The organism is Aeromicrobium sp. (genome assembly GCF_032084975.1).
In the GTDB taxonomy this organism is placed as follows: domain Bacteria; phylum Actinomycetota; class Actinomycetes; order Propionibacteriales; family Nocardioidaceae; genus Aeromicrobium.
In genome coordinates, this window is the sequence record NZ_DAMDLR010000013.1 from 47517 (window position 1) to 60443 (window position 12927).

Sequence of the window (12927 nt, forward strand, 5' to 3'; positions counted from 1 at the left end):
TCAGGCCTCGTCGTCGGTCGCGAAGTTGCGCGAGCGCGTCGGGTCGACCGGGACACCGGGGCCCGTCGTCGCGGAGATGGTCGCCTTCTTGATGTAACGGCCCTTCGAGCTGGAGGGCTTGAGACGCAGGATCTCCTCGATGGCGGTGCCGTAGTTCTCGGCGAGCTGCTCGGCGCTGAACGACGCCTTGCCGATCACGAAGTGCACGTTGGCGTGACGATCGACGCGGAACTCGATCTTGCCGCCCTTGATGTCGCCGACAGCCTTGGCCACGTCGGTCGTGACGGTGCCCGTCTTCGGGTTCGGCATCAGGTTGCGCGGACCCAGGACGCGGCCGAGGCGGCCGACCTTGCCCATCATGTCGGGCGTCGCGACGACGGCGTCGAAGTCGAGCCAGCCCTCGTTGATCTTGTCGACGAGCTCGTCGGCACCGACGAAGTCGGCGCCGGCCTCACGAGCGGCATCGGCGTTGGCGCCGGTGGCGAAGACCAGGACCCGGGCGGTCTTGCCGGTCCCGTGCGGCAGGTTGACGGTGCCGCGCACCATCTGATCGGCCTTGCGGGGATCGACGCCGAGACGCACGACGGCGTCGACGGTCGAGTCGTACTTCTTGGAGCCGGACTCCTTGGCCAGGGTGACGGCCTGGAGCGGCGTGTAGAGGGCGTCGCGATCGATCTTCTCGGCGACCGCGCGGTACGCCTTGCTGTGCTGTGGCATGACTGGTGTCTCTTCCTGTTGCTACCAGATGTGGTGCGGACCCAGCTGGCCCTTCCACGTTTCCTTGATCCTTGGGCACGTGCTCAAGAACCGTGGTCCTGAGCGATCGAATGCTCAGAAACCGTGTGCGATGACGATCAGTTGTCGATGGTGACGCCCATGGAGCGGGCGGTTCCCTCGACGATCTTCATGGCGCCGTCGACGTCGTTGGCGTTGAGGTCGGGCAGCTTGGTCTGGGCGATCTCGCGCACCTGGTCCTTGCTGAGCTTGCCGACCTTGTCGGTGTGCGGCACGGACGAGCCCTTGGCCAGGCCCGCGGCCTTCTTGATCAGCTCGGCGGCCGGCGGCGTCTTCGTGACGAAGGTGAACGACCGGTCTTCGTAGATCGTGATCTCGACGGGGATGACGTTGCCGGCCATGGACTCGGTCTGGGCGTTGTACGCCTTGCAGAAGTCCATGATGTTGACGCCGTGCGGGCCGAGCGCGGTGCCGACGGGCGGCGCCGGGTTGGCCTTGCCGGCCTGCAGCTGCACCTTGACGACAGCTGCGACCTTCTTCTTGGGAGGCATTTCGGGTCCTTCTTACTGGTGGTGTTCGTTCAGGGCCGGGTGCGCCACTCGTTCAGGCGCGGCGACTCGGCCGACATTGATCGCGGGGCGATCAAACCTTCTGGATGTAGTCGAACGGCAGCTCGACCGACGTCTCGCGACCGAAGATCTCGACGAGGCCCTTGACCTTCTGGCCCTCGATGTTGATCTCGGTGACGGTGGCGTGCAGCGTCGCGAACGGGCCGTCGATGACGAGCACGGAGTCGCCGGCGGCGAAATCGCTGAACTCGACCTTGGGGGCCGCGGCCTGCTGCGCCTTCTCGGCGGTCTCGGTGGCCTCGGCGGCGACCTCGGCCTCGACGGCGGGGGCGAGCATCTTCTCGACCTCGGACAGGCTCAGCGGCACGGGCTGGTGCGCGTTGCCCACGAAGCCCGTGACCGACGGGGTGTGGCGCACGACGCCCCACGAGTCGTCGGTCAGGTCCATGCGGACGAGCACGTAGCCCGGCAGCACGGTGCGCTTGACGAGCTTGCGCTGACCGTTCTTGATCTCGGCGACCTCTTCGGTCGGCACGACGATCTCGTGGATGTAGTCCTCGGCGTTGAGCGCGATCTTGCGGTTCTCGAGGTTCTGCTGGACGCGCTTCTCCATGCCGGCGTACGTGTGGATGACGTACCAGTCGCCGGGCTGGGTCCACAGCCGGTCGCGGAACTCCTGCAGGGGGTCGACGGCCTCGTCGGCCTCGTCGGACTCGTCGGCCTGGTCCGCGTCCGTGGCGTCGCCCTCGGCCACGCCGGACTCGTCGGCGACGACGTCGTCGGCGGGGGTCTCGTCGGCCGACGCCTCATCGGTGGACGTCTCGTCCACGGGTGCGTCGGTCTCGTCGAATTCGGAGGTCACGGTGAGTTTCAGTCCTTGGGGTTAGGCGAAGATGGCGAAGGCGGCCTTGCCGAACCCGTAGTCGAGCGCGGAGACGAACGCCATCATGATCAGCACGAAGACGAGCACGACGAAGAAGTAGTTGACGACCTGCGGGCGGGTCGGCCAGACCACCTTGCGCAGCTCGGCGACCACCTGGCGGTAGAACGTGAGCGGGGACGTGCGCTTGGCGCGGGTCCCAGCCAGTTCGTGATTCTCGCTCACGGTGCTCCTTCGTCGTACCTCATCGATCCGCGGTGCGGACCGACCTTGCAGGGCACGAGGGACTTGAACCCCCAACCTTCGGTTTTGGAGACCGATGCGCTGCCAGTTGCGCCAGTGCCCTTCCGCCCGATTCCGGGCATGACGAATCAGGGTAGTTTCGCCGGTTTCGTCAAGTGTACGCAACGACTCCACGAATGCGAAACCGGTGTCGTCGATCGGCCGGTCGGCCGGCCCGGACGGGGCATGGCACGATGGGCGCGTGCGGCCCCTGACCACCCTGCCCAAGGCCCACCTGCACCTGCACTTCACCGGGTCGATGCGCCACGGCACCCTCATCGAGTTGGCCGAACGCGACGGTGTGCACCTGCCCGCGGCGCTGGTCGAGGACTGGCCCCCACAGCTCTCGGCGGCCGACGAGAAGGGCTGGTTCCGCTTCCAGCGACTCTACGACGTCGCCCGCTCGGTCCTGCGCACCGAGGACGACGTGCGACGGCTCGTGCGCGAGGCCGCCGAGGACGACGTCGCGGACGGCTGCGTCTGGACCGAGATCCAGGTGGACCCGTCCGGCTACGGTGCGCGGTTCGGTGGCATCTCGGCCTTCACCGACCTGGTCATCGACGCCGTGCGCGACGCCTCGGCCTCGACGGGACTGGGGATGAGCGTGATCATCGCCGCGAACCGCACGCGCCACCCCCTCGACGCGCGGACGCTGGCGCGCCTGGCGGCGCAGTACGCCGGGCGCGGCGTGCACGGCTTCGGCCTGTCGAACGACGAGCGCCGTGGCTCCACCGCCGACTTCGGGCCGGCTTTCGCGATCGCGGCGCGCGCCGGGCTCACGCTCGCTCCCCACGCCGGCGAGCTGCGAGGCCCCGAGCACGTGCGCCAGTGCCTGACCCACCTCACGCCGAACCGACTGGGGCACGGCATCCGGGTCGTCGAGGACCCCCGGCTGCTCGACACGATCGCCGAGTCCGGCATCGCGCTGGAGGTCTGCCCGGCCTCGAACGTCGCCCTGGGCGTCTACACCACGATCGACGAGGTCCCGGTGCGTGAGCTCCTGGCCGCCGGGGTGGACATCGCCCTGGGGGCCGACGACCCGCTGCTGTTCGGCACGCGGCTCGCGGGCCAGTACGCCTTGCTGAGGGCCGCGCAGGACTTCTCGGACCAGGAGCTCGCCGAGCTGGCCCGCCGCTCGCTACGGGCCTCCCGGGCGCCGGACGACCTGCGCACCGCGGCGCTGCAGGGTGTCGAGGCCTGGTTGGCCGATGATCGTGGAACGATGGCGCCATGAGCGAGAACCAGCCGCCGTCCTACCCCGGTGACGATCCGGGGCAGCAGCCGAACGACCCGTCCGGCGACCCGCAGCAGCCGTCGGGCGGCCAGCAGCCTCCGGGCCAGCCCTACGGCGCCCAGCAGCCGTACCAGCAGCCCCCGGGCCAGCCCTACGGCGCCCAGCAGCCGTACGGCGGCCAGCAGCCCTACGGCGCTCCCGGCCAGTGGCAGGTGGCCCCGAAGCACCCCAAGGCCACTCTCGTCCTCGTGCTGGGCATCCTCGGCCTGGTCGTGTGCCAGGTGCTGGGCCCGTTCGCCTGGGTCATGGGCAACCGCGCGGTGGCCGAGATCGACGCCAACCCCGGCGTCTACGACGGTCGTGGCGAGGCACAGGCCGGGCGGATCCTGGGCATCATCGCCACCGTCATCTTGATCCTGAGCATCCTGGTGCTCGCGTTCTTCGTCGTGCTGATCATCATCGGCGTCGCATCGTCGACCTCGGACTACCAGGAGATGAACGAGCTGTCCCTGTCCGGGCTGCTCTGACCTTTAGAGCCGGGCGTCGCCCACGATCACCGGCTCGTTGACCAAGCGCACCCCGAACGTCCGCTCGACCTCGTCACGCACCTCGCGGGCGAGGTCGAGCAGCTCTGCGGTGGTGCCCTCGCCGCGATTGGTCAGCGCGAGCACGTGCTTGTCCGACAGGCCCACCTGCCCACGACGGTGGCCCTTCGCGAACCCGGCGTGGTCGATGAGCCACGCCGCGCTGGTCTTGACGGAACCGTCGGGCTGACCGAATCGCGGCGCGTCGGCCGGCAGCGCAGCCGCGGCCTCCTCGCCCAGGATCGGATTGGTGAAGAACGAGCCAGCGCTCCAGGTGTCGTGGTCCTGCGGGTCGAGCACCATGCCCTTGCCGCGGCGCAGCTCGAGCACCGTCCGACGCACCTGGTCGAGGGGGGCGCGCTCGCCGACCTCGACGCCCAGGTGCCGCGCCAGCTCGGCGTAGCGCACCGGCGCACCCAGCCCCGCGGCGAAGCGCAGCTGGAACGCCACGGTCAACACCACGAAGCGGCCGGGCTCCTGCTTGAACCGGCTGTGGCGGTACCCGAAGCCCAGGTCGGTGAACATGATCGTGCGGACGCGCTTCTCGTGGCGGTCCCACGTGCGGACGCTGACGATCGTGTCCGCGACCTCCTGGCCGTACGCACCGACGTTCTGGATCGGGGTGGCGCCGACAGACCCCGGGATCCCCGAGAGCGCCTCCAGGCCCTCCCAGTCGCGCTCGACGGCGTACGCGACGAACTCGTCCCAGTTCTCGCCGGCGGCGACGGTGACCATCGCGCCGCTGCACGCATCGGCGGAGACGTCGATGCCGCGGGTCCGGATCAGCACGACGGTGCCCTCGAAGCCCGCGTCGGCCACCACCAGGTTGCTGCCGCCGCCCACCAGCAGCAACGGCTCGCCCGCCTCGTCGGCGGACCGGACGGCGTCGATCAGCTCGGCCTCGGTGGTCGCCTCGACCACGGTGCGGGCCGGGCCTCCCAGCCGCAGGGTCGTGACCTCGGACAGCAGCATGACGGTGACGCTAGCAGGCGGCGCGGGAGCCGCTGAGGGTGCCGCAGACGCGGACGACCCCCGCGCCCGATGGGCGTGGGGGTCGTCTCGGGAAGTCTGTTTCAGCGCGTCTCGCGGTGCGCCTGGTGCGTGTTGCAACGCGCGCAGTACTTCTTGACCTCGAGGCGATCGGGGTCGTTGCGACGGTTCTTCTTCGTGATGTAGTTGCGTTCCTTGCACTCGGTGCAGGCCAAGGTGATCTTGGGACGAACGTCGGAGCTCTTGCTGGCCACAGTGTGCCTCTTCTGGTCGTGCCCATGAGTACTGGGCTTGTTGCTGGTCTTTCCGCCGATGCGGTAGCTGGGGCGGGACTCGAACCCGCGACACCACGATTATGAGTCGTGTGCTCTAACCACCTGAGCTACCCAGCCACGTAAGTTGCGAGTCACCCCGCTCCTCAGAGCCCCTTTACGGAATCGAACCGTAGACCTTTTCCTTACCATGGAAACGCTCTGCCGACTGAGCTAAAGGGGCAAGCCGACAAGTAAAGATACCGGGTCGGTGGCCAACTTCCCAAATCGGGGTACCCCCGACCTCAACAACCCTGCAATGCCAGTGCTTCAGCGAGCCGCCCGCGCGAGCCGCGAGGGCCACGACGGACCGCCGTAGACGAACCCGGTGTACGCCTGGACGAGGTCGGCGCCGGCCTCGATCCGGGCCCGGACGTCGGCCGGCGTCGTCACTCCCCCGACCCCGATCAGGGTGAGCCCGTCGCCGGCCCGCGCGCGGATCCGGCGCAGCACCTCGACGGCGCGATCGGCCAGCACGGGACCCGAGAGACCGCCGGCGCCCACCGCGTCGATCCGGGCCCGGGGCGTCCGCAGCTCCTCAGGACGGGCGATCGTCGTGTTCGTCGCGCTGATGCCGTCCAGGCCCAGCTCGAGGGCCAGGTCGGTGACGGCGTCGATGTCGGCGTCGGCCAGGTCGCCGGCGATCTTGACCACGAGGGGGACGCGGCGGCCGAGGTTCGCGTCGGCGACGTCCTTGACCGACCTCAGGATCGGCTCGAGGGAGTCGACGGCCTGCAGGTCGCGCAGGCCCGGCGTGTTGGGGCTGGAGACGTTGACGACGAGATAGTCGGCCAGCGGCACCAGCAGCCGGGCGCTCTCGACGTAGTCCTGCGCGGCCTGCTCGGCGGGCACGACCTTCGTCTTGCCGATGTTGACGCCGATGACCGCGTCGCGCCCCGCCGCCGTGCCCCGCAGCCGGTGCAGGCGTGATGCGACCACCGCGGCGCCGTCGTTGTTGAAGCCCATGCGGTTGACGATCGCGTGGTCGTCGACGAGGCGGAACAGGCGAGGCCGATCGTTGCCGGGCTGGGGGCGCGCCGTCACGGTGCCGATCTCGACGTGGCCGAAGCCCAGCGCGAGCAGCCCCGGGACGCCTCGCGCGTCCTTGTCGAATCCTGCGGCCAGGCCGAACCGATGGGGGAACTCGATGCCCATCACCGTGACGGGGCTGGGCTCGACCCGGTACACCCGTTCGCTGACGAGCCGGCCGGCGCGGATCGCGGCGAAGGCACGCCCGTGGATCCGCTCGGGATCCATGCGGGCGAACACGGTGTCGAAGAGAGCGTCGTAGGCCACGCCGCTCAGCGTAGGCCACCGCCGTGACCGCGCCGTCGGCGCGCGAGATGTGTGGAGGCGCGTACCTTCCTCGGCCCGAGAAGGTACGCAGGGCTACACATCTGGCTGACCGCAGGTCAGTCGCGGACCCAGGCCCCGACCCACCACAGGACGCCGTACGGGGCGTCCGCGTAGGGCACCGAGACGGTCCAGCCGGAGCCCAGGCCCTCTCCCAGTTTCGCGAGGGTCCCGGTGCCCGAGGCCCAGAGCTCGCGACCCAGGTCGGCGTCCAGCGCTGCGAGGCGCCGCCCGTTGCCGGAGCGCAGGGCGAGGTCGACGGAGTCGTCGAAGTCGAAGGCACGCGCGTCGAGGTGGCCCGGGGCCTTCTCGGTGCGCTTGGCCGAGCCGTTGGCCATGGCGAGGACGACCTCGGCCTCGTCCTCGATGCCGCCGTCGAACCCGGCCGCATCGAGCAGAGCACGCGCGACAGGCTCAGCGAACGGGTCGTCGCCGACGATCGCGACCGACTCCGCACCGGAGGTCATCGCGCGCACGACACTGACCGCCGACCGCCGCAGGTCGGCCACCGGGTCCTCGAGGCTGGCGTAGCGCGGCAGGAGCGCCGGCACGGGAGGCACCACGACGAGAGCGCGGATCACGCGAGCCCCCGGATCGCCCGTGCGGGCGGGCGGCGCCCCGCGATGGTCCAGGCCATGTCGACCACCTGGCGGGTCTCGGGCACCTGGTGCACCCGGTAGATCCGGGCGCCCGCGGTGGCCGCGACGGCCGTGGCGGCCAGGGTGCCCAGCAGCCGCTCCCCCACCGGCCGATCGAGCGTCTCGCCGACGAAGTCCTTGTTCGACAGGGACACCAGGACGGGCCAGCCGGTCGCGACCATCTCGTCCAGGCGGCGGGTGACCTCGAGCGAATGGAAGGTGTTCTTGCCGAAGTCGTGGGCGGGGTCGATCACGACGCTCTCGCGGGCGACGCCCACGGCGACGGCCCGCTCCGCCTGCGCGACCGTCGAGCCGATCGCGTCGGCCATCACGTCCTGGTACTCGATCCGGTGGGGACGGGTGCGCGGGGTGATGCCACCGGTGTGAGTGCACACGAGAGCCGCGTCGAACTCGGCTGCGACCTCGGCCAGGCGGGGGTCGGCGCCGCCCCATGCGTCGTTCAGCAGGTCGGCCCCGGCCTGGCACACCGCGCGTCCGACCTCGGAGCGCCACGTGTCCACGCTGATCACCAGGTCCGGGAAGGCGCCGCGGACACGCTCGACGAACCCCACGACGCGGCGCTTCTCCTCGTCGGCGTCGATCTCGGACCCGGGCGCGGCCTTGATGCCGCCGATGTCGACGATCTCGGCGCCCTCGTCGACGACCTGCTGCACGCGGTCGAACGCCGAGTCCTCGGCCCACGTCGCGCCCTTGTCGAAGAACGAGTCGGGCGTGCGGTTGACGATCGCCATCATGAGCGTCGCGTCGTCGGCGAACTCCTGTCGTCCCAGGCGCAGCGTCATCGGGCCACCTCGTTCGCGGGCGGGCGCTCGGACAGGTCGGTGTCGCGGGCCACCTGCTCGAGGCCCCCGTCCTGCCGCACGAACTGGCGCAGCACCGCCGCGGGGTCGAGATCGTGTCCTGAGCGGCCCAGGACCGCTGCCATCACCTGGGCCGCCATCGGCGCCAGGTCTGCGAGGTCCTGGTGGGAGTGGGCGCGCACCCCGAGGTCGACCTGGGCGATGGCGTCCGGCCCGAGGCGGTCGTGCACGTCCATCAGGGCAGCGATGTCGACGCCGTAGCCGACCGGGACCGAGAGCGTGGCGAACACGTCGCGCCGCACCGCCCACTCCCCGGCGAGCGGCTGGACCACCTGCGTCAACTGGGGTCGCGCGATCGCCAGCAGGGGCCGGGCCACGAGCTCAGTGACGCGTCCGCCGCCATGCGGCTCGTTCGTGCTCCCCGACCTGAAGGGGCGCTGGTAGAAGCCCTTGACGAGGGCGGTCGCAGGATCAGTGAGGAGTGGGCCGAGCAGGCCGGTCACGAAGTGCGTGTCCCACTCGACGAGGTCCGCGTCGACGAACACGAGGACGTCGCCCGTGGTGACGAACTGCGCCTTCCACAGCGACTCGCCCTTGCCGGGACGCGTCCCGAGGTCCGGACGCACGGAGGCGAGCTCGTGCACGACGCCACCGGCCTCGCGCGCGATGCGAGCCGTGTCGTCGGTCGAGTCGCCGTCGATCACGACGAGCTCGTCGACCAGGTCGGTCTCGGCGACGAATGCCGCGTGCAGGCGGCCGACGACGTCACCGATCGTCGCCGCCTCGTTGCGGGCCGGCACGACGAGACTGACGCGTGAACCGGAGGCCTGCTTGGCCTTCATCAGCTCGTCGAGGCGCCACCGACTCCAGACGTGGGTGTGCCGGTCGAACCACGTGTCTGCCACGCCGTCACCGTACCCGGGGCATCAGCGCGTGCGGTCGTCGACGACCTCGCCGCCGAGGAGTCGCTCGACCAGGAACTGCGCCTGGGTGACCGAAGGCCCGCCGAGCTCGTCCGACGCCATCGACGGCTCGTCGTCGAAGCCCAGGCCGGCCACGAACTCGTCGCGCACGGCGTCGAGGTCGACGGGGCGCTCCGCGGGACGCGGAGGACGACGCGACTCCTCGAGCAGGTCGAGCTCGTAAGCGTCGGGCACGAGGTCGTAGAGGGCGCGCAGCGACCAGTCGTCGCCGCGGCGGCGGTCAGGATCGGGCGTGGCCATGCCTCGACGATAGGGGCTCGAACGGACGGAGCGCACCCCCGCGAGTGCCCGGGAAAGGGCGAACCCCCGACCGATTCGGTCGGGGGCTCGCGTCACGTGGCAGGTATAGGATTCGAACCTATGTAGGCAATGCCGGCTGATTTACAGTCAGCTCCCTTTGGCCGCTCGGGCAACCTGCCGCGACAGTCCGCAAGATTACCCCAGCCCCCGCCGGAGTCCGAAATCAGGTCTGGTCCGCCCGGCACCGACGGGACCCGGCCCGTCACGGCGCCACGGGCCGTAGGGTGGGGCCATGGCCGATTCCTCCTTCGACATCGTCAGCAAGATCGACCGCCAGGAGGCGGACAACGCCGTGAACCAGGCGGCCAAGGAGATCGCGACGAGGTACGACTTCAAGAACACCAACGCGTCCATCGAGTGGAAGGGCGAGTGGGGCATCGAGATCACCGCCAACGCCGAGGAGCGCGCGCTCGCGATCCTGGACGTCTTCCAGTCCAAGCTGATCAAGCGCGGCATCAGCCTCAAGTCGTTCGACTCCGACGACCCGCGCCAGTCCGGCAAGGACGTCAAGATCAACGGCACCTTCGGCGAGGGCATCAGCACCGAGCAGGCCAAGAAGGTCAGCAAGCTGATCCGTGACGAGGGTCCCAAGGGCGCCAAGGTCCAGATCCAGGGCGACGAGCTGCGTGTCTCGAGCAAGTCCCGCGACGACCTGCAGGAGATCATCGCGCTCGTGAAGGGCGCCGACCTCGACTTCGCGGTGCAGTTCACCAACTACCGCTGACGCGGACGCACCGCCGCCACCACCAGCAGGGCGGCTACGCCCATGAACGCGGAGCCGACGACGAGGGCGGCCGAGGCGCTGCTCGCGTCCGCCAGTGCGCCGAGCGCCACTCCCCCGGCGGCTGCGGTTCCCAGGAACGCCATCGAGTTCACCGACAGCGCCGTGGCCCGCTGGGCGTCGTCGACCCGCTCGTGGACGAGCGCGTTGAACGTCGCGCCGGACGAGGTGTGCACGAGGTAGCAGAGCCAGTACCCCGCCACCAGGATCCCGACCCCGGTGGCGGCGGCCATCGCGACGAGGCCCAGGGCTTCGACCGCGAACAGCGCGGGCGTCAGCAGCGCGGGGCTGAGGCGGCGCAGCGCTCGCGTCGTGACCAGGGCGCCGAGGGCGGCCACGCCCCAGGCCGCCGACGAGACGACGCCGAGCACGGCAGCGGCGTCCGACGCGTCCGGAGTGAATTCCGCGAGTCGCACCGGGATGAACATCTCCAGCGCCGCCACCGCGACGCCGACCAAGGCCATCGCCGAGCTCAGCAGCCGCAGTCTCGGCCCGAACGCCACCCGGACCCCCGACGCCAGCGCCCCGCGCCATGCCGCGGAGGTGGGCCGTGCGCTCGCGGCGGTGGCGTCCATGAACCGCCACGAGCAGCCGACCTGGACGAGGACCACCCCGATCGCGACGAGGTACGGCACCGCGAGCGCATCCTCGACGGGGCCGGGCAGCACTCGCAGCAGGCCGGCGGAGACCAACGACCCGGCTGCGATCGCCACACTGATGACCCCACCCGCCGCGGCGAGTCCTCGCGGGACCTCGTCCGCCGCATCGCGGGCCCGCTCGGCGTCGACGAACCACGCCTCCAGCGGTCCGCTGTCGAGGGCACGGAACACACCACTGATCGCCCAGGCCAGCGCGAAGGCCGCGACGGACTGCGCCACGAAGGTCGCCGCGTAGGCCGCGACCGCGACGAGTCCCGAGGCGATGAAGACCGGCCGCCGCCCCCAGGCGTCGGCCAGGGCGCCACTGGGGACCTCGAGCAGGATCACCAGGACCCCCTGCGCGGCCATGGCGAGGCCGACCTCGGCGATCGTCAGGCCCCGCTCGAGCGGCAGCAACAGGGAGACCGGCATGAGCAGGCCCGTGGCGAACCACCGCAGCGCGAGCAGCGACAGGAACCGGCGACGCAGGGACACGGATCGAACTTAGGGCACCCCTCGGGATGAAGGGGGCCGTCGTGGGTGTTGAGTTAGCACGTGACGACCCGGAACGCCGACTCGAAGGCCGGCCTGATCTACGGCGTGGCCGCGTACCTGTGTTGGGGATTCTTCCCGTTGTACTGGCCGCTGCTGGAACCTGCGTCCGCGTACGAGGTGCTCGCCCACCGCATCGTGTGGACGTTCGTCTTCTGCCTCGGCCTGGTGACCCTCACGCACAAGTGGGGCGCGTTCTTCGCGATCGTCAAGCAGCGTCGCCTCATGGTGCCGCTGGCGTTGGCGTCGGTGGTCATCACGCTCAACTGGGGCGGCTTCATCTGGGGCGTCACGAACGGCCACGTCATCGAGACGAGCCTGGGGTACTTCATCAACCCGCTCATGACGGTCCTGCTGGGCGTCTTCATCCTCGGCGAGAACCTGCGCCGCCTGCAGTGGGCCGCGGTGGCGCTGGGAATCGTCGCCGTCGTGGTGCTGACCGTCGACTACGGCCGTCCGCCGTGGGTTGCGCTCCTGCTGGCCACGAGCTTCGCCACCTACGGGTTCTTGAAGAAGCGGGCCAACTTGGGCACCATCGAGGCCCTCTCGGTGGAGACCACGATCCTCACGCCCTTCGCCGTGGCGTTCCTCGTGCTGCTCGGCGTCCAGGGGACGCTGGCCTTCGGTCACGAGGGGGCGCTCAACACGGCGCTGCTGGTGGGCACCGGCGTGGTCACGGCGATCCCGCTGCTGATGTTCGGTGCCGCCGCGGTCAGGCTGTCGCTCACGACGATCGGCATCCTGCAGTACCTCGGCCCGATCCTGCAGTTCATCTTCGGCCTGACGATCTTCGGCGAGACGATGGGCACGGCGCGGTGGATCGGCTTCCTCATGGTCTGGGCCGCGCTCGTGATCTTCACCTACGACGCCATGCGCACCCGTCGCCGCTCCAAGCGCCTCGTGGACGAGTGCGCCGCGGAGTCGACCGCCGTCTGACGGATGTGTCAGATTCCCGTCACCATGGCGAGAAGCGCAGCCGACGAAGGGGTCGGCCCGGCGAAGCCGGGAATGAGCGCGAAGCGGAGCGAGCGCGCCCGCCCCGTCAGCCCAGGCGCTCGGTGGAGCGGGTGCAGATCTCGTCGAGCGCGTCGCGGGCGGGGCCGGCGGGCAGCTTCTCGAGCAGGGCGCGGGCGGCGTCGGCCTCGGCCCGGACGTAGGCGCGGGCCTCGTCCATCGCGGGGTGCTCGCGCAGGGCGCGAATGGCCCACTGGACGTCGTCCTCGTCGAGGATCGGGCCGGACAGCAGATGGCGCAGGCGCTCGTCGCCATCGGCGGG

Annotated in this window: 16 protein-coding genes, 4 tRNA genes and 1 pseudogene; 4 read left to right on the forward strand and 17 right to left on the reverse strand. The window is 70.3% G+C overall.

Annotated features, from left to right (window positions below; all coding sequences use genetic code 11):
* The 5 genes from rplA to RT323_RS05295 form a co-directional block, all read right to left on the reverse strand.
* The gene (gene rplA, locus RT323_RS05275; protein WP_313405633.1) at positions 1-717 is read right to left on the reverse strand and encodes a 50S ribosomal protein L1; all 717 of its coding nucleotides are present in this window, start codon (positions 715-717) and stop codon (positions 1-3) included.
* 137 nt (positions 718-854) lie between these two features.
* Positions 855-1286, reverse strand: a complete 432-nt coding sequence (gene rplK, locus RT323_RS05280; protein WP_313405635.1) for a 50S ribosomal protein L11 — start codon at positions 1284-1286, stop codon at positions 855-857.
* Positions 1287-1377: 91 nt separating this feature from the next.
* Positions 1378-2166 (reverse strand): transcription termination/antitermination protein NusG, encoded by a 789-nt coding sequence (gene nusG / locus RT323_RS05285; protein WP_313405636.1) that lies wholly within the window; start codon positions 2164-2166, stop codon positions 1378-1380.
* Between the two features lie 21 nt (positions 2167-2187).
* Positions 2188-2409, reverse strand: coding sequence for a preprotein translocase subunit SecE (gene secE, locus RT323_RS05290; RefSeq protein WP_313405637.1), 222 nt, complete (start codon positions 2407-2409; stop codon positions 2188-2190).
* Positions 2410-2457: 48 nt separating this feature from the next.
* A tRNA-Trp gene (locus RT323_RS05295) sits at positions 2458-2530 on the reverse strand.
* A gap of 138 nt (positions 2531-2668) precedes the next feature.
* Here RT323_RS05295 and RT323_RS05300 point away from each other — a divergent pair.
* Positions 2669-3700, forward strand: coding sequence for an adenosine deaminase (locus tag RT323_RS05300; RefSeq protein WP_313405638.1), 1032 nt, complete (start codon positions 2669-2671; stop codon positions 3698-3700).
* Positions 3697-4227 (forward strand): DUF4190 domain-containing protein, encoded by a 531-nt coding sequence (locus RT323_RS05305; protein ID WP_313405640.1) that lies wholly within the window; start codon positions 3697-3699, stop codon positions 4225-4227. The genes RT323_RS05300 and RT323_RS05305 overlap by 4 nt, the downstream gene beginning before the upstream one ends.
* A 3-nt stretch (positions 4228-4230) precedes the next feature.
* Here the strand turns inward: RT323_RS05305 and RT323_RS05310 are convergent, their stop codons facing one another.
* The 10 genes from RT323_RS05310 to RT323_RS05355 all read right to left on the reverse strand — a co-directional run bounded on the left by RT323_RS05310 (position 4231) and on the right by RT323_RS05355 (position 9799).
* Positions 4231-5256, reverse strand: coding sequence for a UDP-N-acetylmuramate dehydrogenase (locus RT323_RS05310; protein ID WP_313405642.1), 1026 nt, complete (start codon positions 5254-5256; stop codon positions 4231-4233).
* Positions 5257-5357: 101 nt separating this feature from the next.
* Complete coding sequence (gene rpmG, locus RT323_RS05315; RefSeq protein WP_313405644.1) at positions 5358-5528, reverse strand: 50S ribosomal protein L33; 171 nt, start codon at positions 5526-5528, stop codon at positions 5358-5360.
* 64 nt (positions 5529-5592) lie between these two features.
* A tRNA-Met gene (locus RT323_RS05320) sits at positions 5593-5666 on the reverse strand.
* 30 nt (positions 5667-5696) lie between these two features.
* Positions 5697-5769 (reverse strand) — tRNA-Thr (locus RT323_RS05325).
* Positions 5770-5855: 86 nt separating this feature from the next.
* On the reverse strand, positions 5856-6881 hold the full coding sequence (locus RT323_RS05330) for a quinone-dependent dihydroorotate dehydrogenase (RefSeq protein ID WP_313405646.1): 1026 nt from the start codon (positions 6879-6881) through the stop codon (positions 5856-5858).
* A 116-nt stretch (positions 6882-6997) separates the two neighbouring features.
* On the reverse strand, positions 6998-7519 hold the full coding sequence (locus RT323_RS05335) for a hypothetical protein (RefSeq protein ID WP_313405647.1): 522 nt from the start codon (positions 7517-7519) through the stop codon (positions 6998-7000).
* A complete protein-coding gene (folP, locus tag RT323_RS05340; RefSeq protein ID WP_313405649.1) occupies positions 7516-8379 on the reverse strand; it encodes a dihydropteroate synthase in 864 nt (287 codons plus the stop codon). The genes RT323_RS05335 and folP overlap by 4 nt, the downstream gene beginning before the upstream one ends.
* Positions 8376-9302, reverse strand: coding sequence for a glucosyl-3-phosphoglycerate synthase (locus tag RT323_RS05345; protein WP_313405651.1), 927 nt, complete (start codon positions 9300-9302; stop codon positions 8376-8378). The genes folP and RT323_RS05345 overlap by 4 nt, the downstream gene beginning before the upstream one ends.
* A 21-nt stretch (positions 9303-9323) precedes the next feature.
* Positions 9324-9620, reverse strand: coding sequence for a hypothetical protein (locus RT323_RS05350; RefSeq protein ID WP_313405653.1), 297 nt, complete (start codon positions 9618-9620; stop codon positions 9324-9326).
* A 97-nt stretch (positions 9621-9717) separates the two neighbouring features.
* Positions 9718-9799, reverse strand: a tRNA-Tyr gene (locus RT323_RS05355).
* Between the two features lie 113 nt (positions 9800-9912).
* Between RT323_RS05355 and RT323_RS05360 the strand changes: the two genes are divergently transcribed.
* Positions 9913-10404: a YajQ family cyclic di-GMP-binding protein gene (locus RT323_RS05360; protein WP_313405654.1), complete on the forward strand. Its 492-nt coding sequence runs from the start codon at positions 9913-9915 to the stop codon at positions 10402-10404.
* Here RT323_RS05360 and RT323_RS05365 read toward each other — a convergent pair.
* A complete protein-coding gene (locus tag RT323_RS05365; protein ID WP_313405655.1) occupies positions 10395-11594 on the reverse strand; it encodes an MFS transporter in 1200 nt (399 codons plus the stop codon). The genes RT323_RS05360 and RT323_RS05365 overlap by 10 nt on opposite strands.
* A gap of 60 nt (positions 11595-11654) precedes the next feature.
* On the opposite strand from RT323_RS05365, the gene rarD reads away from it, so the two are divergent.
* A complete protein-coding gene (gene rarD / locus RT323_RS05370) occupies positions 11655-12587 on the forward strand; it encodes an EamA family transporter RarD (RefSeq protein WP_313405657.1) in 933 nt (310 codons plus the stop codon).
* A gap of 106 nt (positions 12588-12693) precedes the next feature.
* On the opposite strand, the pseudogene RT323_RS05375 reads toward rarD, so the two are convergent.
* Positions 12694-12927 (reverse strand): annotated as a pseudogene (locus RT323_RS05375) (polyprenyl synthetase family protein); the annotation flags it as partial.